The following is a 21,546-nucleotide window of genomic DNA, read 5'->3' as shown; positions in this document are numbered from 1 at the left end:
TCGGCCGCTCCCCCGGCCGGCCCCGGCACGCGGTTCAGGGCAGCAGGTCACGCACGACCGCGTCGGCGAGCAGCCGGCCCCGCAGGGTCAGCACGGCCCGGCCGGCCGCGTGCTCGTCGGCGACGAGCAGCCCGGCGCCGAGGGCCCGCGCGGCGCCGGCCCGGCCGGCGTCGTCGAGGGCGTCCAGCGGCAGCCCGGAGGCGAGGCGCAGCCGGAGCATCACGTCCTCCGTGTGCGCCTCGTCGGCGGTGAGCACCTCGCGGGCCAGGCCGGGCGACTCGCCGGCGGCCAGCCGCTTCGCGTACGTCGTGGGGTGCTTGACGTTCCACCAGCGCACGCCGCCGACGTGGCTGTGCGCTCCCGGGCCGAGGCCCCACCAGTCGGCGCCGGTCCAGTAGAGCAGGTTGTGCCGGCACCGGGCCGCCTCGTCGCGGGCCCAGTTCGACACCTCGTACCAGGAGAGACCGGCCGCGCCGAGGGCGGTCTCGGCGGCGAGGTAGCGGTCCGCGGCGACGTCGTCGGAGGGGTACGGCAGCTCGCCGCGCCGCATCCGGGCGGCCAACCGGGTGCCGTCCTCCACGATCAGGGCGTACGCGCTGACGTGGTCCACCCCGGCGGCGACGACCTGGTCGAGCGAGGCGGCGAAGTCGGCCTCGGTCTCCCCCGGCGTGCCGTAGATCAGGTCCAGGTTGACGTGGTCGAACCCGGCGTCGCGCGCCTCGCGGGCGGCGGCGACGGCCCGGCCGGCGCTGTGCGTACGGTCGAGGATCGCCAGCACCCCGGGGGCGGCGGACTGCATGCCCAGCGAGATCCGGGTGTAGCCGGCGGCCCGCAGCGCCTTCAGCGACTCCGGCGTGACCGACTCCGGGTTGGCCTCGGTGCTCACCTCGGCGTCGGGCGCGAGCCCCCAGGTGCGGTCGATGCCGTCCAGGATCCGGGCCAGGTCGTCGGCGGGGAGCAGGGTCGGGGTGCCGCCGCCGACGAAGACCGTGTCGACCCGGGGCGGCGGGGCGTCGCCCAGCACCCGGCGGGCGAGCGCCAGCTCGGCCAGCACGGTGTCGGCGTACTCCTCCCGGCCCGCCCCGCCGCCCAGCTCCGCAGAGGTGTAGGTGTTGAAGTCGCAGTAGCCGCAGCGGCTGGCGCAGAACGGCACGTGCACGTACACGCCGAAACCGCGCGCGCCGACGGCGCGGGTGGCGGTGGCGGGCAGCGACCCGTCGACGGGAACGGTTTCGCCTTCTGGAAGGACGCCGGGCATGGCCACTAGTGTGCCCTTACATGACCTCTCCCGACGTGCTCGTGCGGGCCGCCACGGCCCGTGGGGTGACCACCCTCACCCTGGACAGCCCGCACAACCGCAACGCGCTCTCCACGCCGCTGATGACCCAGCTGCTGGCCGGCCTCGCCGAGGCGGTCACCGACGACGCCGTACGCGTGATCGTGCTCGACCACATGGGCCCGGTCTTCTGTTCCGGGGCGGACCTGAAGGAGACCGCCGCCGCGTACGCCAGCGGGACCGTGCCGGCCGGGATGCTCGGCGACGTGCTCGCGGCGGTCTGGGAGTGCCCGAAGCCGGTGGTGGCGAAGGTTGCCGGCCCGGCCCGGGCCGGCGGCCTGGGCCTCATCGCGGCGGCCGACCTGGCGGTGTGCGCGCGGGAGGCGACGTTCGCCTTCACCGAGGTACGGATCGGCGTGGTGCCGGCGGTGATCTCCGCGACCGTGCTGCCCCGGCTGCACCCCCGCGCGGCGGCCGAGCTCTACCTGACCGGTGACACCTTCGACGGTCGGCGGGCCGCCGAGATCGGCCTGGTCACCGCCGCCGTGCCGGCGGACGGGCTGGACGCGGCGGTTGTCGGGTACTGCGACTCTCTGGTTCGGGGGGCACCGGGCGCACTGGCCGGGGCGAAGCAGCTGCTGCGCCGGCCGCCCGCCGCGGACCTGCGGGCGGAGATCGCCGGGCTGTCCGCCCTGTCGACCGGGTACTTCCTGTCGGAGGAGGGACGCGAGGGCGTGCTGGCGTTCCGGGAGAAGCGCCCGGCGCGCTGGGTGCCGACCGACGGCGACGCCGCGCCGGGTGAGGGCCGGTAGGGGCGGGGATCCGGGGTCCGGCGGGCGGCGCCGGTGGAGAACCGGTCGGACGACCCGGAAGGCGCCACGGGGGACGTACGCTTGTCGGACTGTCGATCAGGGGGTGTGAGTGCGTACTCGCGCAGTCGTGGCGGGCGGCCTCGTCCTCGCCGTCCTCGCCGCGGTCGGGATCTGGATCGTCATCCGACAGGTGGGCGGGCAGCTGCGCCTCCCCCTGGCCAGCCGGACGTGCACGGTGCAGGCGGACGGCCGGGTGGCTCTGGACCCCGACCAGATGGCCAACGCGGCGACGATCGCGGCCATCGGCATCCAGCGGCAGATGCCCGAACGGGCCGTCGTCGTCGCGCTGGCCACCGCCTACCAGGAATCCGGCCTGCGTAACCTCGCTGGCGGCGACCGCGACTCGATCGGGCTGTTCCAGCAGCGCCCGAGCCAGGGTTGGGGCACCCCGGAGCAGATCCGCGACCCCCGCTACGCGGCCAGGAAGTTCTACGCCGGCCTGAAGAAGGTGCGCGGCTGGGAGCAGATGCGGGTCACCGACGCGGCGCAGAAGGTGCAGCGCTCGGCCTTCCCGGAGGCGTACCAGAAGTGGGCGGACGAGTCCGAGGTGCTGACCCGGGCCCTGCTCGGGCACGCCACCGGCGCGGTGGCCTGCACGGTGGGCCGCGACCCGGCGATGCGCGGCGAGGCCGCGGCCAGCGCGCTGACCCGCGGCCTGTCGCTGGACTGGGGCCTGGCCGGCGCGAGCACCGTGGCGGGCCTGACGGGCCTGACGGTCCCCGCCGCCGACGAGCGCCGGGGCTGGCGGTACGCGCACTGGCTGGTCTCCCACGCACAGGACCACGGCGTGAAGCGGGTGCGCTTCGGCGAGTTGGAGTGGACGGCCCGCGCGGGCACCTGGAAGCGGACCGACGACGCCCCGGCCGCCGGCCGGGTGGTCGCGGAGGTCTTCGCCGAGGCGTAGCGGCCCCCGATCTCCTGGCCCCCGATCTCCTTACCGGCAGTCACCGCGCAAACCGGCATTCCCGGCGATAAGCCCTGCCGGGCCCGGGGGGTGCGACGCACCGTCACCGCCCTGTTCCCCAGGGTCCGCACGACGGTCGCATATCAGGCCGGGCACTGCCCCGCCCCGCAAACAGCGCGTTACGATCGGCGGCCTGTGCCAGCAATGGTTTCGCCTCATGGGGAGGGGTACGTCGAGGTGTTCGACTACGGCGACCGGACCGGTTACGAACCGATCAGTGACACCGACCGCAAGGAGTTCCACGAGCAGGGCTTCCTCCTGCTGCGCAACGTCCTGACGGAGGACCACCGGGCGGCGCTGGAGGCGGCGGTGGACCGCGTCTACGCCGAGGAGCAGGCGAAGGGCACCACCACCAAGGACGGCACCCTGCACCTGCTGGGCTTCCTGGAGCGCGACGAGCTCTTCGGCGACCTGCTGACCCACCCGATCGCCTTCCCGTACATGTGGGGCCTGGCCGGCTGGAACATCTACACCCACCACAACCACCTGGACGTCACCCCGCCGGCGGCGGAGCCGGAGAAGCCCTACTGGGGGTGGCACCAGGACGGGTACCGGCAGAACTCCGACCCGGAGACGATGGACCCGAACCTGCCCCGGCCGATGTTCTCGCTCAAGGTCGCCTACGTCCTGTCCGACCTGTCGGAGAAGGGCCGGGGCGCCACGAAGGTGATTCCGGGCAGCCACCTGTGGAACTCGCTGCCCCGCCCGGCGGACACCTCCGTGCACAACCCGGACCCGGAGGGGACGGTGGAGATCACCGCCAACCCCGGCGACGCCTTCATCTTCGACCGCCGCCAGTGGCACTCGCGGTCGACCAACCTGTCGACCATCACCCGCAAGATGCTCTTCGTCGGCTACACCTACCGGTGGATCCGACCCCTGGACGAGCTGCACATCGACAAGGACGGCGAGTGGTGGGCCAACCGCACGCCGGTGCAGCGCCAGCTCTGCGGTGAGGGCACCCACACCGCCAACTACTGGGGCATCAACTGGGACGGCTACATCGACGACGAGATCCCGCTGCGCAAGGAACTCAAGCAGCGCGGCCTGCTCGACCGCAGCGTGCCCTGGCTGCGCTGAGCCGCACCCGCGCCGACGCCGGACGGGCCCCCTCCCCACGGGACGGGGCCCGTCCGCACGGGTGGCGCCGATCAGCTCCGGCCGGCGAGCCGGCGGCGTGCCTTCTCCCGGATCCGGTCCGGCAGGCCGGGCGCGTCGAGCAGCCGGGGCAGCAGCTCCGGCTCCAGGCTCAGGGCCCGGAACACCTCGCCGATCGTCACCCCGTGCGCCGGCCGGTCCACCACCTCGACCGGGTCGCCCGCGCCGACCTCTCCCTTGCGCAGCACCCGCAGGTACGCCCCGGGCGTCGCCCGGGCCGTGAACCGCTTGATCAGGTCGGGCACGCCCCAGAAGCCGGCGAAGGTGGTGCACGGCGTGCGCGGCTTGGTCACCTGGAGCAGCGCCGAGCCCACCGCCCACTGCTCACCGATCACGGCGCCCGTCACGTCCAGCGCGTACGTGGTCAGGTTCTCGCCGAAGGCGCCGGGACGGATGGAGCGGTCCATCTCCCCCGCCCACCACGCCGCGTCCTCCTCGGCGTACGCGTAGACCGCCTGGTCCGGACCGCCGTGGTGGGCGCGTTCGCCGATGAAGTCGCCGGCCACCCCGTCCGCGCGCAGCAGCACCGGGCCGTCGACCGGTCGCTTGTCGATGCCGCTGCGGCCGCTCGCGTCGCCCGCCCATTCCGCCTCGGTCACCACGCCGATGTTCACCGAAGCCAGCCTGCCCGTCATGGCGGTCAGCCTAGCCGCACAGCCGTGGGCGACCCACGCGCGGAAGGGCTCCTCGTCGATGCCCGGCGTCGACAGGAGCCCTTCCGTGTGCCTGGCGCGGTGCTCAGCCCTTGACGGCCCCGGCCACCAGCCCGGAGACCATCCGCCGCTGCACCAGCAGGAAGAAGACGATCACCGGCAGGGTGAACAGGGTGGAGGCGGCCATCACCGGACCCCACGCCGTGTCGTCGCGGCCGAAGAAGAACGTCATCGCGACCGGCAGCGTGTAGCTCTCCTGGTCGTTGATGAAGGTCAGCGCGAAGATCAGCTCGTTCCAGGCGGTGATGAACGAGAAGATGCTGGTGGCCACCAGCCCGGGCGCCACCAGCGGGAAGAGGACCTTGCGGAAGGTCTGCGCCCGGCTGGCCCCGTCGATGGCGGCGGCCTCCTCCAACTCCTTCGGCACGGCGGCGACGAAGCCGCGCAGCATCCAGACCGCGAACGGCAGCGAGAAGCCGAGATAGGTGAGGATCAGGCTGGGCAGGGTGTTGTAGAGCCCGAGCCGCTGGATCATCAGGAACAGCGGGATGACCAGCGCCTCCAGCGGGATCATCTGCACCACCAGCAGCATGATCAGGAAGGTGGTCCGCAGCTTGAACCGGAACCGGGCCACGGCGGTGGCCGCCAGCAACGCCACGAGGCCACTGAGCACCACGGTGGAGACCGCCACCAGCGCGCTGTTGAGGAAGAAGTCGGCGAAGGTGACGCCCGGGATCAGGTTGCCGGTGAGGATCTGCCGGTAGTGCTCGAACGTCGGTTCGCTGGGCACCGGCCGGGGGGTGGACGAGAAGATCTCCGAACTCGGCTTGAGCGAGGTCGCGATCATCCAGTAGACCGGGAACGCGGCGAAGAGCGCCACCAGCAGCCCCGCGCCGTTGAGGGCGAGCCGCTTCGCGCCCCCGCCGCCTCCGCGTCGCGTCACGCGTCCTCCTCCTGCTTGAGCACCATGCGGACGTAGAGGCCGGTCACCACCAGCAGGATCAGGGTGAGGATCACCGCGATCGCGGCGCCGAGACCGTACTTGGGCGGGGGCGAGAACGCCTCCGCGTACGAGTAGATGGAGAGCATGAACGTCGGCCGGTCCTGCGTGCCGCCGGCCAGCACGAACTGCTGGGTGAAGACCTTGAAGTCCCAGATCGTGGAGAGCACGATCAGGATCCCGAAGACCGGCCGCAGCAGCGGGAAGGTGATCTTCCAGAACACCTTCCAGGGCCCGGCGCCGTCGACCCGGGCCGCCTCGTGCAGCTCGCTCGGCACGCTCTTCAGGCCGGCGAGCACGCTCACCGCGATGAACGGGAACGAGTGCCAGACCACCACCAGGGTCAGGATCGAGAAGAACATGAGGGGCGAGTTGAACCAGCCGTAGCCCGTCCAGTCGCTGCGCCCGAAGAGGCTCTGCGACAGCCCGTCGGGCAGCGCGTTGAACAACCAGGTGACCAGGCCGCTGGTGTCGTCGAAGATCCACTTCCAGACGATCGTGCCGGTCAGCGCCGGGGTGGCCCAGGCGAGCATCACGCAGCTGGCCACGAAGGCGGCCATCCGCCTGCCGAGCCGGTTGAGCAGCAGTCCGACCAGGGTGCCCAGGACCATCGTGAGCGCGACGTTGGCCACGGCGAAGAGAACCGTGTTGCGCAGCACCGTCAGGAAGAACGGGTCGCTGAGGATCTCGGCGTAGTTGCCGAGGCCCACCCACGGCCACTCGCGGTCGCCGCGCAGCTGCCGGACGTTGTTGAGCTGGTGGAAGGACATCACCACCACCTGGCCGAGCGGCCAGAGCAGCAGCACGCCGATGATCACCAGGCAGGGCAGGAGCAACAGGTAGGGCAGGCGATCCACCCGGCGACGCCGCCGCGCGGGGGTCTCCCGCGCGGCGGCCGTCTCCGGCGCCTCGGTCAGCGTCGTCACTTGGCGTTGAGGATGCTTTCCATCTCCGCGGCCGCGTCGGCGGTTGCCTTCTCGACCGTCTTCTGACCCTTCATGACCGAGCTGTTCATCGCCTGGGTCACCGTCTTGGTCCGGCTGACCTCCACCCACTTGGGGGTGAGCGGCGTGAGCTTGGTGTTCTGCATCGTGGTGGCGAACGCCGCCATGATCTTGTCGCTGGCGTACTTGTCGCCACCGACCAGGTCCTGGTAGACGGGGAAGAAGCCGAGGCTGTCGGCGAACGCCTGGTCGTTCTTCTTGTTCAGCAGCACGGTCAGGTAGTCCCAGGCGAGATCCTGCCGCTTGCTGTCCTTCCAGATCGCGACGTCGGAGCCGCCGGCGAAGCCGGGTGCCGCCTTGCCGTCGGGGCCGGGGATCGGGAACGTGCCCCACACCTTTTCGATCTCCGGGTTGTCCTTCTTGATGGCGCCCTGCTGCCAGCTGCCGCCGAAGGCCATCGCCGCCTTGCCGGTGGCGAACTGGGTCCGGGCGTCGATCTCGTTCCAGCCCGCGGCGGCCGGCGGGGCCACCTTGTGCACGGTCACCAGGTCGGTCCAGAACTTGACGGCCTTCTGCGCCTCGGGCGTGTCGTAGCCCGACTTCCAGGAGTCGCCCTGCTGCGTCGCGATCTCCGCGCCGGCGCCCCAGAGGAAGGAGTAGAAGGGCAGCTCGGAGTTGCCCGGCAGCGCGATGCCGTAGGTGCCCGGCTTCTTGGCCTGCACGGTCTTGGCGGCGGAGACCAGTTCCTCCCAGTTGGTCGGCGGCTTCACGCCCGCCTCGGCGAACCAGTCGGTGCGGTAGTACATCCCCCGCACGCCGGCGTACCACGGCACGCCGTACTGCTTGCCGTCGAGCTGGGCGTTCTTGACCAGGTCGGGAAGGATGTCCTTGCCCTCGGTCCAACCGTTCATCCGGTCGGTCACGTCGGCCAGCGCCTCCTGCGCCGCCCAGCCCTGGGTCTCGGTGTTGCCCAGCTCCGTGACGTCCGGTCCCTCGCCCCCGGCGAGGGCGGCCTGGAACTTCTTCGGCGCCTCGAGCCAGGGAACGTACTGGACCACCACGTCCGTGTCCGGGTGCTTCTGCCGGAACTCGGTCTCGACGCCGTCGAGGAACTTGGTCTGCGCCTCGCTGCCCTCGCCCATCATCCAGACCGTGAGCTTGCTGTTGTCGGCAGCCTTGTCGTCATCGGAGCCACCGCAACCAGCCAGGACCATCGCGGCCGAGGCCACGACGGCGGTGACCGGGGCCAGCCGCTTCCACCTGTTCACGCCACATCTCCCTCGCGCCGCTTGGCACTAACCTTCTCCGCCGCACCTTAGTAGGAAAAATTCCTTTACGACAGTGGGCGGTCGGCGGAAGAGAGGCGACGGTACCGCAGCGGATCGATCATGCACGGCCCGGCGCGAGGGCGAAAGCGGGCGTATCGCAATCATCCGGGCGTACGCGAAACGGGCGCCCGACCTGTACGGTCGGACGCCCGTCGAGCGGTACGGAGATTACCGGTGGGTGACGCTGCGGCGACGACCCACGCCGGCCACCAGGGCCACGGCGATCGTGGCCAGCACGACCTGGACCAGCAACTCGCCCCAGTCGATGCCGGAGGTCTCGGTGGCGATGCCCATCGCCCGAGCCAGCACGGTGCCCAGCAGCGCCGCGCCCACACCGATCAGCATGTGCAGCCACATCGGCATGTTCTGGCGACCCGGCACGAGCAGGCGAGCCAGAGCGCCGATGATGAGACCAACGATGAGCGCGGTGACGATGCCCCAAACGGTGAGCTCCATGTCGCCCTCCTCCTTCAAAAAGAATCAGTTCCACTGTCCGTGGTGTTGCTGTCGTGACCGCTAAGTTCCCGACCCGCCAAAAATCCAAACCGACTTTCCGGGGCACCGTTCCGACGCGCGCCCAGACCGGACTTCGGACGCGGCCGCGACACCGTCCGCCCGGCCGTGACCGGGCCGACGGACGCTGCGGGCCACCCGCGCAGGACCCCGGGGCGTACGCGAGACGGGCGCCCGACCTGTGCGGTCGGACGCCCGTCGAGCGGTACGGAGATTACCGGTGGGTGACGCTGCGGCGACGACCCACGCCGGCCACCAGGGCCACGGCGATCGTGGCCAGCACGACCTGGACCAGCAGCTCGCCCCAGTCGATGCCGGCGGTCTCGGTGGCGATACCCATCGCCCGAGCCAGCACGGTGCCCAGCAGCGCCGCGCCCACACCGATCAGCATGTGCAGCCACATCGGGATGTTCTGGCGACCCGGCACGAGCAGGCGAGCCAGAGCGCCGATGATGAGACCAACGATGAGCGCGGTGACGATGCCCCAAACGGTGAGCTCCATGTCGCCCTCCTCCTTCAAAAAGAATCAGTTCCACTGTCCGTGGTGTTGCTGTCGTGACCGCTAAGTTCCCGACCCGCCAAAAATCCAAACCGGTTCGGCCGACGAGGACGACGTCGCACGTCAATGGCGCATGGCGCGGCGAATGCCCCGGCGCGATCGTCGGCGCAGGTCCTGCCCTTCCGTCCGGCGGGTTGCAGCGGGGGTGCCGGGGCCGAAAAAATCCTTCGACGCGAACGGCCGGCGCCCCGGCCGGGGCGGGACCACCGAGCGGTCCGCGGCCCGGCCGGGGCGCCGGCCGTCGTACGTCGTCTTCCGCCGGACGCACCGGCGGCGGGTCACTTCTTGCCGGGAGCCTTGGCGTCGCCGGAGTCGGAGGAGAGCGCGGCGATGAAGGCTTCCTGGGGGACCTCCACCCGGCCCACCATCTTCATCCGCTTCTTGCCCTCCTTCTGCTTCTCCAGCAGCTTGCGCTTACGGCTGATGTCACCGCCGTAGCACTTGGCGAGCACGTCCTTGCGGATCGCCCGGATGGTCTCCCGGGCGATCACCCGGCTGCCGATCGCCGCCTGGATCGGCACCTCGAACTGCTGGCGCGGGATCAGGTTGCGCAGCTTCGCGGCGATCGTGACGCCGTAGTTGTACGCCTTGTCCTTGTGCACGATCGCGCTGAACGCGTCGACCGGCTCGCCGTGCAGCAGGATGTCGACCTTCACCAGCTCGGACGCCTGCTCCCCGGAGGGCTCGTAGTCCAGCGACGCGTAGCCCTTGGTGCGGCTCTTCAGCTGGTCGAAGAAGTCGAAGATGATCTCCGCGAGGGGCAGTGTGTAGCGCAGTTCCACCCGGTCCGCGGAGAGGTAGTCCATGCCGAGCAGGCTGCCCCGGCGCCCCTGGCAGAGCTCCATCACCGCGCCGACGTAGTCGTTCGGCGTGAGCACCGTGGCGCGTACGACCGGCTCGTACACCTCGGCGATCTTGCCCGTGGGGTACTCGCTCGGGTTGGTGACCACGATCTCCTGGCCGTCCTCGGTGATGGCCCGGTAGACCACGTTCGGGGCGGTGGAGATGAGGTCGAGGTTGTACTCCCGCTCCAACCGCTCCCGGATGATCTCCAGGTGCAGCAGACCGAGGAAGCCGCACCGGAAGCCGAAGCCCAGCGCGCCCGACGTCTCCGGCTCGTAGTCGAGCGCGGCGTCGTTGAGCTTGAGCTTGTCCAGCGCCTCACGCAGGTTGGGGTAGTCGGAGCCGTCGATCGGGTAGAGGCCCGAGTAGACCATCGGTTTCGGGTCCTTGTAACCGCCCAGGGCCTCCTTCGCCGGCCGGGAGTTGATGGTGATCGTGTCACCCACCCGGGACTGGCGGACGTCCTTCACACCGGTGATCAGGTAACCCACCTCGCCGACGCCGAGCGCGTCGGCCTTCACCATCTCCGGCGAGATGACGCCGATCTCCAGCAGCTCGTGCACAGCGGCCGTGGACATCATCTTGATCCGGTCGCGGGCGCTGATCCGCCCGTCGATCACCCGGACGTAGGTGACCACGCCCCGGTAGACGTCGTAGACCGAGTCGAAGATCATGGCGCGGGCGGGCGCCTCCGCGTTGCCGACCGGGGGCTTGAACTGCCGGACGATCTCGTCGAGCAGGTACGGCACGCCCTCGCCGGTCTTGCCGGAGACCCGGATGCAGTCCGCCGGGTCGCCACCGATGAGGTGCGCCAGCTCCTCTGCGTACTTCTCCGGCTGGGCGGCCGGCAGGTCGATCTTGTTGAGCACCGGGATGACGTGCAGGTCGTTCTCGAGCGCCAGGTAGAGGTTCGCCAGGGTCTGCGCCTCGATGCCCTGCGCGGCGTCGACCAGCAGGATCGCGCCCTCGCAGGCGGCCAGCGAGCGGGACACCTCGTAGGTGAAGTCGACGTGCCCCGGGGTGTCGATCATGTTGAGCACGGCGGCCTCGCCGGCCCGGTCGCCCTCGCGGATCGTCCAGGGCATCCGGACGGCCTGACTCTTGATCGTGATGCCGCGCTCGCGCTCGATGTCCATCCGGTCGAGATACTGCGCACGCATCTGCCGGGGGTCGACCACGCCGGTGAGCTGCAACATCCGGTCGGCCAGGGTCGACTTCCCGTGGTCGATGTGGGCGATGATGCAGAAGTTCCGGATGCGCGCCGGGTCGGTGGCACCAGGAGCGTTCGCGCCGGAATCGAGCTTCGGTGGCACAGCGGTCCGTTCTGGTCGGCTGACGTGAGCGGGCCGGCACGACACCGGCCCCCTCTATGCTCCCACGTCGCCGCCGCGCGTCCGCTGCGCGGGCGATCCCCGCCGCCGCGCGCACCCCGTCGGCGCCGCCGCGCGGCCCGGCGGATGCCCCGCCGGGGTCACTCGGCGGGGGGCTCGACGAAGAGTGCGGCGAGCTTCGGCAGCCGCCGCTTCGCCTCCTCCTCGTCGTCGAAGTCCCAGAAGTCGTCGAGGTCCGGCACCGGCACCGGCTCCCGGTCCGCCGGCAGCTCGGCGGCGGTGGCCCCCCGGTACGCGTCCCACGGCACCGCCAGCATCTCCGCCGCCGAGAACTCCTCGCCGCTGAGCGAGGCCGCCCTGACCTGCGGCAGCCCGGTCAGCGAGTCCGGGTCGGCGACGGCGCGTGCGAAGACCTCCCGCCCCTGGGCCATCAGCCAGCCCCGGAAGTGGTGGAAGCCCTCGTCGGACACGCCGCCGTTGATCAGGTAGGCGGCGCCCCAGAGGTCGACCCGGTGCGAGGCGGACAGCACCCGCGCCTGGTGGCGGGCGTACCCGACGATGTCCTCCGGCTCGCGCTCGGCGAGCAGCGCGACGGCCCGCGCGGCGACCGCCCGCGGCTCTCCCCCGCCGCCGGCCCGGGCGCGGTCGATCAACTGCCAGAAGTCGTCGGTCCTCATGGCCTGGGAGTCTGGCAGACCGCGCCGCCGCCCCCGGCCCACCACGGCACCACCCGGCGGGTCGCGGGCGCGGGGCGGGGGCGGGCCGGCGCGGTGCGACGGGCGGCCGGCCGGCTCCGCCGCATGCCGACGCGCGCGGGCATCCGGACGCCGTGGCGGTGGGGCGTGGGCTCGTCAGGTGGTGGCGGAGTGTGCGGCGGTGCGGTGCGGTGTGGCGGGCGGCCCGGCAGCATGGTGGCGTGACGCCGACGTCCCCGCCTCCCGTGCCGTACCACGCGACCGCCCACCGGCCGCCGTGGGCGACGCTGCCGGCGCCGCTGCGTACCGCCATCGGCGACCGCCTCGGCGCGCCCGTGGTCGCCGCGCGCGTCGCCGGGGCCGGCTTCACCCGCGGCTTCGCCGCCGTGCTCCGCACCGCCGCCGGCGGCCGGGCCTTCGTGAAGGCCGCGGCCACCGCCGAGCATCCGCGACTGGTCGACTGGTACGCGCGGGAGGCCGCGATCCTCGACCGGCTCCCGGACGGGCTGCCGGTGCCCCGCCCCCGGTGGACGCTGCACGAGGCCGGCTGGTTCGCGCTCTGCCTGGACGCCGTCGACGGACACACCCCCCGGCTGCCCTGGGACCCGGCCGAGCTGGCCGCGACCCTGTCCGGGTACGCCGACGTCGCCGCCGCGCTGGCCGACACGCCGGCCGGGCTGCGCGAACTCGGGCCGCCCCACCTCGCCGAACTGGCCCGCGACGACATCCTCTGGTGGGGTGAGGTGGCCGCCGGCCGGGAGCCGGCACCGCCACTGCCCGCGCCGGTGCGGGACCGTCTGCCCCACCTGGTCGCGCTGGAGTCCCGCCTCCCGGCGTACGCCGCCGGCGCGACCGGCCTGATCCACGGCGACCTGCGGTTGGACAACGTACTCATCGACGGGGTGGGGCGGGCCTGGTTCTGCGACTGGACGTGGCTCTGCCAGGGACCGGCCTGGTTCGACCTGGTGACCCTGCTGCTCACCGCCTACGCCGACGGCCTCGACGCCGACGCCTTCTTCGCCCGGCACCCGGCGGCGGCGGACGCGCCTCGCGACGCGCTGGACGCCACCCTCGCCGCCCTGTCCGGCTACTTCCTCACCACCGCCGCATCGATGCCCGGAACCGCGTCGCCGCACCTTCCGGCGCACCAGCTCTGGAGCGGCGAGCAGTCCCTCGGCTGGCTCGCCCGCCGGCAGGGCTGGACCTGACCGGCCGGCCGCCCAGGCTGGACCGGCCGCCCAGGCTCGCGGGGGCCACGCCGTTTTGGCTCGTCCCGGGCGACCTGGTAGCCTGGCTCTTCGCGCAGCGATGACGCATGCTCGTCGCGCGCGGAAGCAGACCAACCCGAGCTATCAAGACGAGGCTGTCGCGTGGCGAACATCAAGTCCCAGATCAAGCGCAACCGGCAGAACGAGAAGCGCCGGCTGCGTAACAAGTCGGTCAAGTCGTCGCTGAAGACCGCCGTCCGGAAGTTCAACGAGGCCGCTGAGGCCGGTGACGTCGAGAAGGCCACCATCCTCATGCGGGACGCGTCGCGCAAGCTGGACAAGGCGGTCAGCAAGGGCGTGATCCACTCGAACCAGGCCGCGAACCGCAAGTCCGCGATCGCCAAGCGCGTGGTGTCGCTCTCCGCCTGACGAGGCGACCTCAGACCTGACCGGAAGCCCCGGGCACTCCCGGGGCTTCCGGCTGTCTGTCGTTCCACGTACGCACCACCACCCGGCGGGGCAGCTCCGCCGGGCTTTCGGCTTTCGCTGTGGTCGGCCCCAGGGACGTAAGTGACGCCCGCTGCCCCGACGCGGGTGACGCCTGCCGCCCCGGACACGATGCGCCTCCGCCGGGCAGCGGGCCAGCGGGCAGCGGACAGCGGGCAGCGGGCAGCGGGCAGCGGGCAGCGGATCGTCAGCCCAGCGAGTCGGGGTGGGCACGCTGCGGGCCGAACTCGACGTCCGCGCGACCACCGTCCCCCACTGCGTGTCGTGGATCCGGGTGCCCCGCGCCGTGTCGTGGATCCGGGTGCCACCGGCGGTCGCGTACGGCCCGTGCGGCGCGCGGCACCGGCGACGCCGCGACGACGACGCCAGGCAGGCTGTGCGTGACCCAGTCGACCCTGGCCCGCCCGACCACGGGCTCCATCTGCTGGCGAAAGCGGTCCCGTTCCTGCTCGGGCACGAGGGCGGCGGACCGGACCACCGTCGCGGCCACCATGTCGTTGAGCTTCACCATCGCGGCCACCGTGGCGGGCAGGATGAGCACCGCCCACCAGGTGACCAGTTCAGCGAGGGCGAGCAGCGCGGCGAGCGCGACGGCACCCTCGAAGAAGAGGAAGCACAGCACCCCGCCCGGGTTGACGAAGCGCAGCCCGAGCACGCGCGCGTAGAGCGGCCGGTAACGCTCCTCGTCGGCGGGGATCGTGGCCCACGAGCCGCGGGGCGATCCGCTCACCGGGCGCCGTCCTGCCGGGCTGCGGCGACCGAGAAGACGGCCCGCTCCAGCGCGTACGCGCGGTCGTCCGAACCGCCCTTGACGGCGGCGTTGCACTCGGCCGCGGCCCGCATCGCCCGGACCAGCCCTTCGGGCGTCCAGCCACGGGCCCGCTGCTGAGCAGACCTGATCTTCCACGCCGGCATGCCGAGGGTGCCCGCCAACTGGAAGGGGTCACCCCGCCCGGCGGCGGCGACCCGGGCCACCGTGCGGACGCCGTCGGCGATCGCGTCGGCGATCGGCACCGGGTCGACCCCCACGTGCAGCGCCCAGCGCAGTGCCTCCAGCGCTGCGGGCACGTCGCCCACCATGGCGGCGTCGGCGACGGTGAAGCCGGTCACCTCGACCCGCCCCCGGTAGTAGCGGGAGACCGTTTCGGCGCCGATCCGGCCGTCGGTGTCGGCCATCAACTGGGAGCAGGCGGCGGCCAGTTCACGCAGGTCGTTGCCGACCGCCGCGATGAGCACCTCGGCGGCGTCGTCGGTGCACTTACCGCCGGCCCGGCGGATCTCCTCCCGGACGAAGGCCACCCGTTCGCGGTGCCCCTTGAGCCTGGCGGCCGGCACCACCGTCGCCCCGGCCGCCTTCAGCCCGTCGGCGAAGGCCTTGCCCTTGGCCGCGCCGAGGTGCAGCACGATCAACTGCACGTCCGGGTCGGGGTTCTTCGCGTACGCCAGCAGGGCCGCCACCAGGTCCTTGCGGGCGTCCTGGCCGGCGCGGAGCACCAGCACCCGTCGCCCGCCGAAGAGCGAAGGGCTGAGCATCTCGGCGATCTCGCCGACGAGGAGGGCACCGGCCTGGTATTCGCGGACGTCGACGTCGGGGTCGACGCTGCGCGCCTTCGCGACGGCTTCGGTCACCGCGCGCGTGGCGAGCAGCTCCTCGTCGCCGACGACGAGCAGAATAGGAGCGAGGCTGGCGGCGGTCACGCCGCCCATATTCGCACGGCCGGCGGCCAGATCCAGCCTGCTCGTCGGCACTCCGGCGGCGGAGCCCGCACTCAGTGCAAATCCAGACATTTACCTCAGTCCACCGCTAAAGCCGATAATGGGCATTGATTTCTACGGTTGCCTGCCCGGCGGTGTGCCACGCGTCACCACCCCGAGACCGGCCCGGCCGAGCACAGCCGCCACGTCGCCCTGCGTGTCGGTACGCAGCACCCGCGCCCCGTTGCGGGCCAGCCGACCGAGCACCGCCGGGTTGGGGTGCCCGTAGGTGTTGCCCGTCCCCACCGGCACGAGAGCGATCCGGGGACGGACCGCGTCCAGGAAGGCGGGATCCTGGTAGGCCGATCCGTGGTGCGCGACCTTCAGCACCTCGGCCCGCAGCCCGCCCGACGCCGTGGCGTCCAGCAGCGCCCGCTGCTCCTCGGTCTCGGCGTCCCCGGCGAGCAGGATCCGTACGCCGGAGACGGTGGCGAGCAGCATCAGCGAGTTGTTGTTGGGATCCGACCGGGTGCCGCGCAACGGATGGGGCGGGCCGACGACGGTGAACTCGACGCCACCCTCCCGGTACCGCCAGCCGGCCGTGCCCGCCACCACGTCGACGGCGTGCGCCGCGGCCTCGGCGCGGACCACCTCCCGCCCGGCGGCGGGCTCCGACCACTGCGGAGTGAGCACCGCGCCGACGGGCCGGTTCCGGAACACGCCCGCGACGCCGCCGGTGTGGTCGGCGTGGAAGTGGCTGACCACCAGCAGCGCCACCTCCCGTACGCCCAGCCGGCGCAGGCAGCCGTCCGCCGCCCCGGGGTCCGGCCCGGCGTCGACCACCACCGCCCGGCCGGCCGCCACCGGCAGCACGACGGTGTCGCCCTGGCCGACCGCGCAGGCGGCGACCACCCAGCCTGCCGGGGGCCAGCCGGGGGCGGCCAGCCGTACGGGCAGCGTGCCGACCACGACGGCGACGACGACCACCGCCACCAGCCGGCGGACGACCGGGTGCCGGGTGGCCACCAGCAGCGCGACGGTCAGGCCGGCCAGCAGCAGGGCCCCCGGCACCCCGCCCGGCCACGGCAGCGTGCCCGCCGGCAGCCGCGCGCCGTGCCGCGCCACCATGACCAGCCACCAGGCTGGCCAGCTGGCCAGCCACGCGACGAACTCCGCCCCGGCCGGCCAGACGGGCGACACCGCCGCCGCCAGCACCCCGAGCACCGTGGCGGGCGCGATCGCCGGCACCGCGAGCAGGTTCGCCGGCACGGCGACCAGGCTCACCGTGCCCGAGATCCCGGCCACCACCGGGGCGCAGGCGAGCTGCGCGGCCGCCGGCACGGCCAACGCCTCGGCGAGCCCGGCCGGCACCCCGCGCCGACGCAGCCCGTCGCGCCACCTCGGGGCGAGCAGCAGCAGACCACCGGTGGCCAGCACGGAGAGCGCGAAGCCGGCGTCGCCGGCCAGCTCCGGGTCGACCAGCACCAGCACGGCCACCCCGGCGGAGAGGGCGGGCAGCGCCGCCCGGGGACGTCCGGCCGCCAACGCCGCCAGCCCGATGGCGCCCATGGTGGCGGCGCGCACCACGCTCGGCGAGGGACGGACCAGGACGACGAAGCCCACCAGGGCCAACCCGCAGAGCCCGGCGGCCAGCCACGGCCCGGCCCGCGCCCAGCGGGCCAGCAGCAGCACCGCCCCGACGACGATGGCCACGTTGGAGCCGGAGACCGCGTTCAGGTGGGTCATGCCGGTGGCGAGGAAGTCCTCCTCGACGGTGGGCGGCAGCCGACTCGTGTCGCCGACCACCAGGCCGGGCAGCAGCCCGCCCTGCTCGTCGGGGAGCGGCACGCAGGCGCGTTGCAGACCGGCGCGCAGCGACCCGGCGGCCCGCTGCGCTGACGGCGCGGCCCCGAGCGGCACCGGTGCACCGGCCGCGCTGAGCACCGCCGCGGTCAGGTCGCCGCCGCGCGGGGCGGCGAGCCGGCCTTCGGCGGTCAGCCGCTGGCCGGGCAGCAGTCCTCGCCAGCCGGTATCGGTGGCGAGCACCAGCACGCGGGCCGGCGTCGAGACCCGCCGCCCGTCCGGGCCGGTGAACCCGGTCAGCTCGGCCGGCACGAGCAGGGTGGCCGGGCGCCCGGCGACGCCGCGTACGGGACGGGGATCGTCGCGGACGACCAGTTCGGCGGTGACGACGGCCCGCTGTTCGACCAGGGCGCGAACCGGTCCGGCGTCGCGGACGGACAGCCGCGCGGCGGTCGCCGTCGCCCCGCAGACCACGCCGAGCAGCACGGCGACGGCGATCCAGCCGTATCGCCGGACGGGGCCGGACGGCCGCCCGAGGACGCCCGCCACGTGCAGCCCGCCCGACCCTGCCGCCCCGGCAGCCACCGCCGCCAGCAGCAGGGTCCTGCCGACGGTCAGGTGCAGCCCGGCCAACGCGGCGAGCCAGGTGGCCACCGCCAGACCGGCCAGCCGCAGGTCGATGGCCGCCACGGCCCGCTCACCCCCGGCGTCGACGCCGGCCGCCCCGGTGCCGGATACGCCGGTGCCGGACGCGCCGGTGCCGGACGCGCCGGTGCCGGACGCGCCGGTGCCGGACGCGCCGAACAGGCTGTCCGCCGTCACACCGTCACCAGGTCCTTGAGCTGCTCGTAGCGGGCGTCGCCGATGCCGTCGACCTGGCGCAGGTCGCCGACCGAGCGGAAGCCGCCCTGCTGGTCGCGGTGGGCGAGGATGCGCTGGGCGAGCACCGGGCCGACGCCCGGCAGCGCGTCGAGCTGCGCCAGCGTCGCGGTGTTGAGGTTGAGCCGGCCACCCGCGCCGGGCACGCCCGGGGCACCGCCGGCAGCCGCCCCGGGCGGGGGTGCCGCACCCGGTGGTGCCGCGACGCCGACCAGGATCAGCTCGCCGTCGGCGACCTTGCGGGCCGGGTTGAGCAGAGCCACGTCCACCCCCGGTAGCGCCCCGCCGGCAGCCTCCACGGCGTCGGCGACCCGCGCGCCGGCCGGCACCCGGACCAGCCCGGGACGGCGTACCTTGCCGGCGACCGCGACCACCAGCTCGCCGGCCGCGGTGGCGGCCGGTTCCGCGAGGCCGGTCACCGCCGCCCCGGACGCCTCGACGGTGGTCATCGGTCGGACCGGCTCGGTCTGTGGCCGGGACCGCCAGGCCCAGAAGCCGGCCGCGAGCACCACCAGCACCGCGACGGCGGCCAGCGCCCGCACTCCCCGCCGACCGGGGTCGAACGCCCCCGGTCCCGGCAACCGGGACGCCACGCCCGCCCCCGGGGCATGGCTCGACGGGTCGGGTTCCGGCAACGCCGTCGTGCCGGCGAGAGACGACGCCGGTGTACGGGGCGACGCCGATGTACGGGGCGACGCCGGTGTACGGGGCGACGCCGGTGTACGGGGCGACGCCGACGCGACCGGCCCCGGCACCCCGACCGACTCCGGATGGTCGGCAGGCAGCCCAGCGGGTTCGGCGAGGCATTCCGCCGGGTCGACGGAGTAGCCGGCATGGTCGGCGGGCCGCCCGGTGCGCTCGGCGGACCGGCCGACGGGGGCCGCCGACGACCCGAGGGCGTCGGCGGACCAGCCGATGGGGCCGCCGGAGGACCCGGGATGGTCGGCTGACCCGCCCGGGTGCGCCCGCTCAGCGGTCGACGACCGGCCCGCCAACAGCCGGCGCAGTCGTTCCCGGACCACCGTCTCCTCGTCGTCTGACACGACGCGAAGCTAGGTCCTGGACCACGGGACGCGGGGGCGGTCGGAGTCCGGCTGTGGACGGCGACGCCGCCTGTGGACAAAGCCCTGATCATGCCCGTCATGTGCTACGGCGGCGAGGAGGGCGGCGCACGCCGTGCGGTGCGATCGAGCCCTGCCCCGCCCGACGGGGCAGCTCGACAGCGCCGGCGCACGCACCCTGACCGCACGCACCCTGACCGCGTGGGCGTCCTCGGGCTCGGGGCTAGGCGGTGACCAAGGGGCTAGCCGGTGACCACGGGGCTAGCCGGTGGCCTCGGGGCGGCGGTGCACGACGACGCAGGCCAGGCCGGGCCCGGCGTGCGCGGCGACCACCGCGCCGGCCTCCGAGACGTACGAGTCGTGCAGCCGATCGCCCAGCCGGATCCGCAGCGTCTCGAGCAGCGCCTCGGCCCGCTGCGGCGCGGCGAGGTGGTGCACGGCCAGGTCGACCTCGGCGTCGCCGGCGGCCTCCACGGCCAGGTCGACCAGCCGCGCCACGCCCCGGCTGGCGGTACGCACCTTGTCCTTGAGGACGATCGCGCCGTCCGGCATGTGCATGATCGGCTTCACCGACAGGGCGGTTCCGAGCAGCGCCTCGGCGGCGCCGATCCGGCCGCCCCGGCGGAGGAACTCCAGGGTGTCGACGTAGAACCAGATGCTGGTACGGGCGATGGCGTCGACCGCGGCGGCGCGTACCCCCGCCAGGTCCTCGCCCCGCTCGGCGGCCGTGGCGGCGGCGACGGCCGGGAAGCCGAGGCCCATGCCGGTCGAGCGGCTGTCGACCACGGCGACCCGGTCGTCGAAGTCGGCGGCGGCCAGCCGGGCGGCCTCCACCGTGCCGGAGAGCTCGGCCGACAGGTGCACCGAGACGATCCCGTCGGCGCCGGCGTCGAGCAGCTCCCGGTACGTCCGGGCGAACTGCTCCGGCGCGGGACGGGACGTGCTCACCGTGACGCGCCGGCCGCCGAGCGCCCGGGTGGCGTCGGACGGAGTCGTCTCGACCCCCTCCAGCCCTTCGGCGCCGTTGAGCACGACGGTCAGCGGCACCACCGTCAGCCGGTGGGCACGCAGCAACTCGGGCGGAAGGTAGGCGGTGGAGTCGGTGACGACCGCGACGGGCATGCCCGGCACGCTAGCCGATGTCGCCGGGGAACGCCCGGGTCAGACGGCCTCGGTGGCCGGCACGGCGATCAGGCCGACGTTGTGGGCGCGCAGGTGCCAGCCCCGGGTGTCGTCGTGGCGCAGCTCCGTCCAGTGGCAGTTCCGCAGCGGACCGACGGTACGCAGCACGGCGTGCTGCCAACCGAGCAGGTGGCCGCAGCCCTGGCGGGCCGCGCCGCCGTGGGTGGTCACCACCACGGTGCCCCCGGGCACGGCGTCGGCGGCGTCGGACAGGGCCGCGCCGACCCGCTTGCCGAGGTCGTCGAGCGTCTCGATGCCGGCGCCCGGGTCCGGGTCGCCGGCCCGCCAGCGGGCGAACTCGGTGGGGTAACGCTCGGCGGCCTCGGTGAGGGCCAGCCCCTGCCACCTGCCGAAGTGCCGCTCCCGCAGCCGCGGATCGGTACGCACCGGCAGCCCGGTCAGCGCGGCCAGTGCGCCGGCGGTGTCCGCCGCGCGGCTCAGGTCGCTGGCCACGATGGCGTCCGGCCGCAGCCCGGCCAGCATGGACGCGGCGCTGCGGGCCTGCTCGCGGCCGAGGTCGTTCAGCGGTACGTCGGTCTGCCCCTGGACCCGGCTGGCGGCGTTCCAGTCGGTGTTGCCGTGCCGCCAGATGATCAGTCGGGTCATTCCGCGGTGGTGGAGCCGGTGCCGGACTCGGCGTCGACGAGGTCCCGGTCGACGAACGGGATCGTCGGGCAGTCCTTCCACAGCCGGTCGAGGGCGTAGAACTCGCGCTCCTCGGTGTGCTGGACGTGCACCACGATGTCGACGTAGTCGAGCAGCACCCACCGGCCGCCCCGCTCGCCCTCGCGCCGGACCGGCTTGGCCTTCTCCGGCAGCTCGAGCAGCCGCTCCTCGATGGCATCGACGATGGCCAGCACCTGACGCTCGTTGGGCGCAGCGGCGAGCAGGAACGCGTCGGTGATGGCGAGCTGGTCGCCCACGTCGATGATGACGATGTCCTGCGCCTTCTTGTCGGCCGCGGCCTGGGCGGCGGCGATGGCCAACTCGTGGGCGCGTTCGGAAACTGTCACCGTTCTCCTTCGATCAACCGTGCGATCCTCCAAGCGTCTCACACCCGGCGGAATCCCGACTC

The 21,546-nt window shown here is 73.3% G+C and carries 21 protein-coding genes; 5 read left to right on the top strand and 16 right to left on the bottom strand.

The genetic code is table 11. The features are described from left to right. Window positions 1-34: 34 nt before the first annotated feature. A complete protein-coding gene (gene hemW, locus KBX06_RS20495) occupies window positions 35-1,258 on the bottom strand; it encodes a radical SAM family heme chaperone HemW (protein ID WP_210837543.1) in 1,224 nt (407 codons plus the stop codon). Window positions 1,259-1,278: 20 nt separating this feature from the next. Between hemW and KBX06_RS20490 the strand changes: the two genes are divergently transcribed. The 3 genes from KBX06_RS20490 to KBX06_RS20480 all read left to right on the top strand — a co-directional run bounded on the left by KBX06_RS20490 (window position 1,279) and on the right by KBX06_RS20480 (window position 4,192). Further along, a complete protein-coding gene (locus KBX06_RS20490; RefSeq protein WP_210837541.1) occupies window positions 1,279-2,088 on the top strand; it encodes an enoyl-CoA hydratase-related protein in 810 nt (269 codons plus the stop codon). Between the two features lie 109 nt (window positions 2,089-2,197). After that, window positions 2,198-3,052, top strand: a complete 855-nt coding sequence (locus tag KBX06_RS20485; RefSeq protein WP_210837539.1) for a hypothetical protein — start codon at window positions 2,198-2,200, stop codon at window positions 3,050-3,052. A 204-nt stretch (window positions 3,053-3,256) separates the two neighbouring features. Next, a complete protein-coding gene (locus KBX06_RS20480; protein WP_101412367.1) occupies window positions 3,257-4,192 on the top strand; it encodes a phytanoyl-CoA dioxygenase family protein in 936 nt (311 codons plus the stop codon). Between the two features lie 71 nt (window positions 4,193-4,263). On the opposite strand, the gene KBX06_RS20475 is transcribed toward KBX06_RS20480, so the two are convergent. The 8 genes from KBX06_RS20475 to KBX06_RS20440 all read right to left on the bottom strand — a co-directional run bounded on the left by KBX06_RS20475 (window position 4,264) and on the right by KBX06_RS20440 (window position 12,118). Then, on the bottom strand, window positions 4,264-4,905 hold the full coding sequence (locus KBX06_RS20475; protein WP_210837537.1) for an MOSC domain-containing protein: 642 nt from the start codon (window positions 4,903-4,905) through the stop codon (window positions 4,264-4,266). 103 nt (window positions 4,906-5,008) lie between these two features. Continuing rightward, entirely contained in the window at window positions 5,009-5,866 is an 858-nt protein-coding gene (locus tag KBX06_RS20470; RefSeq protein ID WP_210837535.1) for a carbohydrate ABC transporter permease, read from the bottom strand. Beyond that, a complete protein-coding gene (locus KBX06_RS20465) occupies window positions 5,863-6,849 on the bottom strand; it encodes a carbohydrate ABC transporter permease (protein WP_210837533.1) in 987 nt (328 codons plus the stop codon). Before KBX06_RS20465 ends, KBX06_RS20470 begins: the two co-directional genes overlap by 4 nt. After that, on the bottom strand, window positions 6,846-8,135 hold the full coding sequence (locus KBX06_RS20460) for a sugar ABC transporter substrate-binding protein (protein WP_210837531.1): 1,290 nt from the start codon (window positions 8,133-8,135) through the stop codon (window positions 6,846-6,848). The genes KBX06_RS20465 and KBX06_RS20460 overlap by 4 nt, the downstream gene beginning before the upstream one ends. A 228-nt stretch (window positions 8,136-8,363) precedes the next feature. Then, entirely contained in the window at window positions 8,364-8,651 is a 288-nt protein-coding gene (locus KBX06_RS20455; protein WP_210837529.1) for a GlsB/YeaQ/YmgE family stress response membrane protein, read from the bottom strand. A 271-nt stretch (window positions 8,652-8,922) separates the two neighbouring features. Beyond that, window positions 8,923-9,210 (bottom strand): GlsB/YeaQ/YmgE family stress response membrane protein, encoded by a 288-nt coding sequence (locus KBX06_RS20450; RefSeq protein ID WP_210837527.1) that lies wholly within the window; start codon window positions 9,208-9,210, stop codon window positions 8,923-8,925. 335 nt (window positions 9,211-9,545) lie between these two features. Continuing rightward, window positions 9,546-11,423: a translation elongation factor 4 gene (gene lepA / locus KBX06_RS20445; protein ID WP_210837525.1), complete on the bottom strand. Its 1,878-nt coding sequence runs from the start codon at window positions 11,421-11,423 to the stop codon at window positions 9,546-9,548. A gap of 158 nt (window positions 11,424-11,581) precedes the next feature. Then, window positions 11,582-12,118, bottom strand: a complete 537-nt coding sequence (locus tag KBX06_RS20440) for a DUF4240 domain-containing protein (RefSeq protein ID WP_210837523.1) — start codon at window positions 12,116-12,118, stop codon at window positions 11,582-11,584. Window positions 12,119-12,357: 239 nt separating this feature from the next. On the opposite strand from KBX06_RS20440, the gene KBX06_RS20435 reads away from it, so the two are divergent. Then, on the top strand, window positions 12,358-13,344 hold the full coding sequence (locus tag KBX06_RS20435) for an aminoglycoside phosphotransferase family protein (protein ID WP_307854700.1): 987 nt from the start codon (window positions 12,358-12,360) through the stop codon (window positions 13,342-13,344). A gap of 162 nt (window positions 13,345-13,506) precedes the next feature. Further along, window positions 13,507-13,773 carry a 30S ribosomal protein S20 gene (gene rpsT, locus KBX06_RS20430; protein ID WP_088998874.1) on the top strand — a complete coding sequence of 89 codons (267 nt, stop codon included), beginning with the start codon at window positions 13,507-13,509 and terminating at the stop codon, window positions 13,771-13,773. A 265-nt stretch (window positions 13,774-14,038) separates the two neighbouring features. Here rpsT and KBX06_RS20425 read toward each other — a convergent pair whose 3' ends face one another. The 7 genes from KBX06_RS20425 to rsfS all read right to left on the bottom strand — a co-directional run bounded on the left by KBX06_RS20425 (window position 14,039) and on the right by rsfS (window position 21,484). After that, the gene (locus tag KBX06_RS20425) at window positions 14,039-14,581 is read right to left on the bottom strand and encodes a hypothetical protein (protein WP_307854699.1); all 543 of its coding nucleotides are present in this window, start codon (window positions 14,579-14,581) and stop codon (window positions 14,039-14,041) included. Then, on the bottom strand, window positions 14,578-15,558 hold the full coding sequence (gene holA / locus KBX06_RS20420) for a DNA polymerase III subunit delta (protein WP_210837521.1): 981 nt from the start codon (window positions 15,556-15,558) through the stop codon (window positions 14,578-14,580). The genes KBX06_RS20425 and holA overlap by 4 nt, the downstream gene beginning before the upstream one ends. A 123-nt stretch (window positions 15,559-15,681) precedes the next feature. Next, a complete protein-coding gene (locus tag KBX06_RS20415; RefSeq protein WP_210837685.1) occupies window positions 15,682-18,039 on the bottom strand; it encodes a ComEC/Rec2 family competence protein in 2,358 nt (785 codons plus the stop codon). 128 nt (window positions 18,040-18,167) lie between these two features. Continuing rightward, window positions 18,168-19,013 (bottom strand): helix-hairpin-helix domain-containing protein, encoded by an 846-nt coding sequence (locus KBX06_RS20410; protein ID WP_374225663.1) that lies wholly within the window; start codon window positions 19,011-19,013, stop codon window positions 18,168-18,170. 537 nt (window positions 19,014-19,550) lie between these two features. Beyond that, window positions 19,551-20,411, bottom strand: coding sequence for a DegV family protein (locus KBX06_RS20405; protein ID WP_210837519.1), 861 nt, complete (start codon window positions 20,409-20,411; stop codon window positions 19,551-19,553). Window positions 20,412-20,450: 39 nt separating this feature from the next. Then, window positions 20,451-21,077, bottom strand: coding sequence for a histidine phosphatase family protein (locus tag KBX06_RS20400; RefSeq protein ID WP_210837517.1), 627 nt, complete (start codon window positions 21,075-21,077; stop codon window positions 20,451-20,453). Then, window positions 21,074-21,484 (bottom strand): ribosome silencing factor, encoded by a 411-nt coding sequence (gene rsfS / locus KBX06_RS20395; protein ID WP_210837515.1) that lies wholly within the window; start codon window positions 21,482-21,484, stop codon window positions 21,074-21,076. The genes KBX06_RS20400 and rsfS overlap by 4 nt, the downstream gene beginning before the upstream one ends. Between the last annotated feature and the right edge of the window lie 62 nt (window positions 21,485-21,546).

Origin of the sequence: Micromonospora sp. C31 (assembly GCF_018070575.1) — a bacterium.
In the GTDB taxonomy this organism is placed as follows: domain Bacteria; phylum Actinomycetota; class Actinomycetes; order Mycobacteriales; family Micromonosporaceae; genus Micromonospora.
The sequence above is the reverse complement of the archived record's forward strand: the minus strand, read 5'-3'. Positions and strand labels throughout refer to the sequence as shown.

Excerpts from the sequence above, each read along its gene's own strand:
- hemW (WP_210837543.1), bottom strand. The coding sequence starts at position 1,258 with ATGCCCGGCGTCCTTCCAGAAGGCGAAACCGTTCCCGTCGACGGGTCG.
- KBX06_RS20490 (WP_210837541.1), top strand. The coding sequence starts at position 1,279 with ATGACCTCTCCCGACGTGCTCGTGCGGGCCGCCACGGCCCGTGGGGTG.
- KBX06_RS20480 (WP_101412367.1), top strand. The coding sequence starts at position 3,257 with ATGGTTTCGCCTCATGGGGAGGGGTACGTCGAGGTGTTCGACTACGGC.
- KBX06_RS20475 (WP_210837537.1), bottom strand. The coding sequence starts at position 4,905 with ATGACGGGCAGGCTGGCTTCGGTGAACATCGGCGTGGTGACCGAGGCG.
- KBX06_RS20455 (WP_210837529.1), bottom strand. The coding sequence starts at position 8,651 with ATGGAGCTCACCGTTTGGGGCATCGTCACCGCGCTCATCGTTGGTCTC.
- KBX06_RS20450 (WP_210837527.1), bottom strand. The coding sequence starts at position 9,210 with ATGGAGCTCACCGTTTGGGGCATCGTCACCGCGCTCATCGTTGGTCTC.
- KBX06_RS20440 (WP_210837523.1), bottom strand. The coding sequence starts at position 12,118 with ATGAGGACCGACGACTTCTGGCAGTTGATCGACCGCGCCCGGGCCGGC.
- holA (WP_210837521.1), bottom strand. The coding sequence starts at position 15,558 with ATGGGCGGCGTGACCGCCGCCAGCCTCGCTCCTATTCTGCTCGTCGTC.
- KBX06_RS20405 (WP_210837519.1), bottom strand. The coding sequence starts at position 20,411 with ATGCCCGTCGCGGTCGTCACCGACTCCACCGCCTACCTTCCGCCCGAG.
- KBX06_RS20400 (WP_210837517.1), bottom strand. The coding sequence starts at position 21,077 with ATGACCCGACTGATCATCTGGCGGCACGGCAACACCGACTGGAACGCC.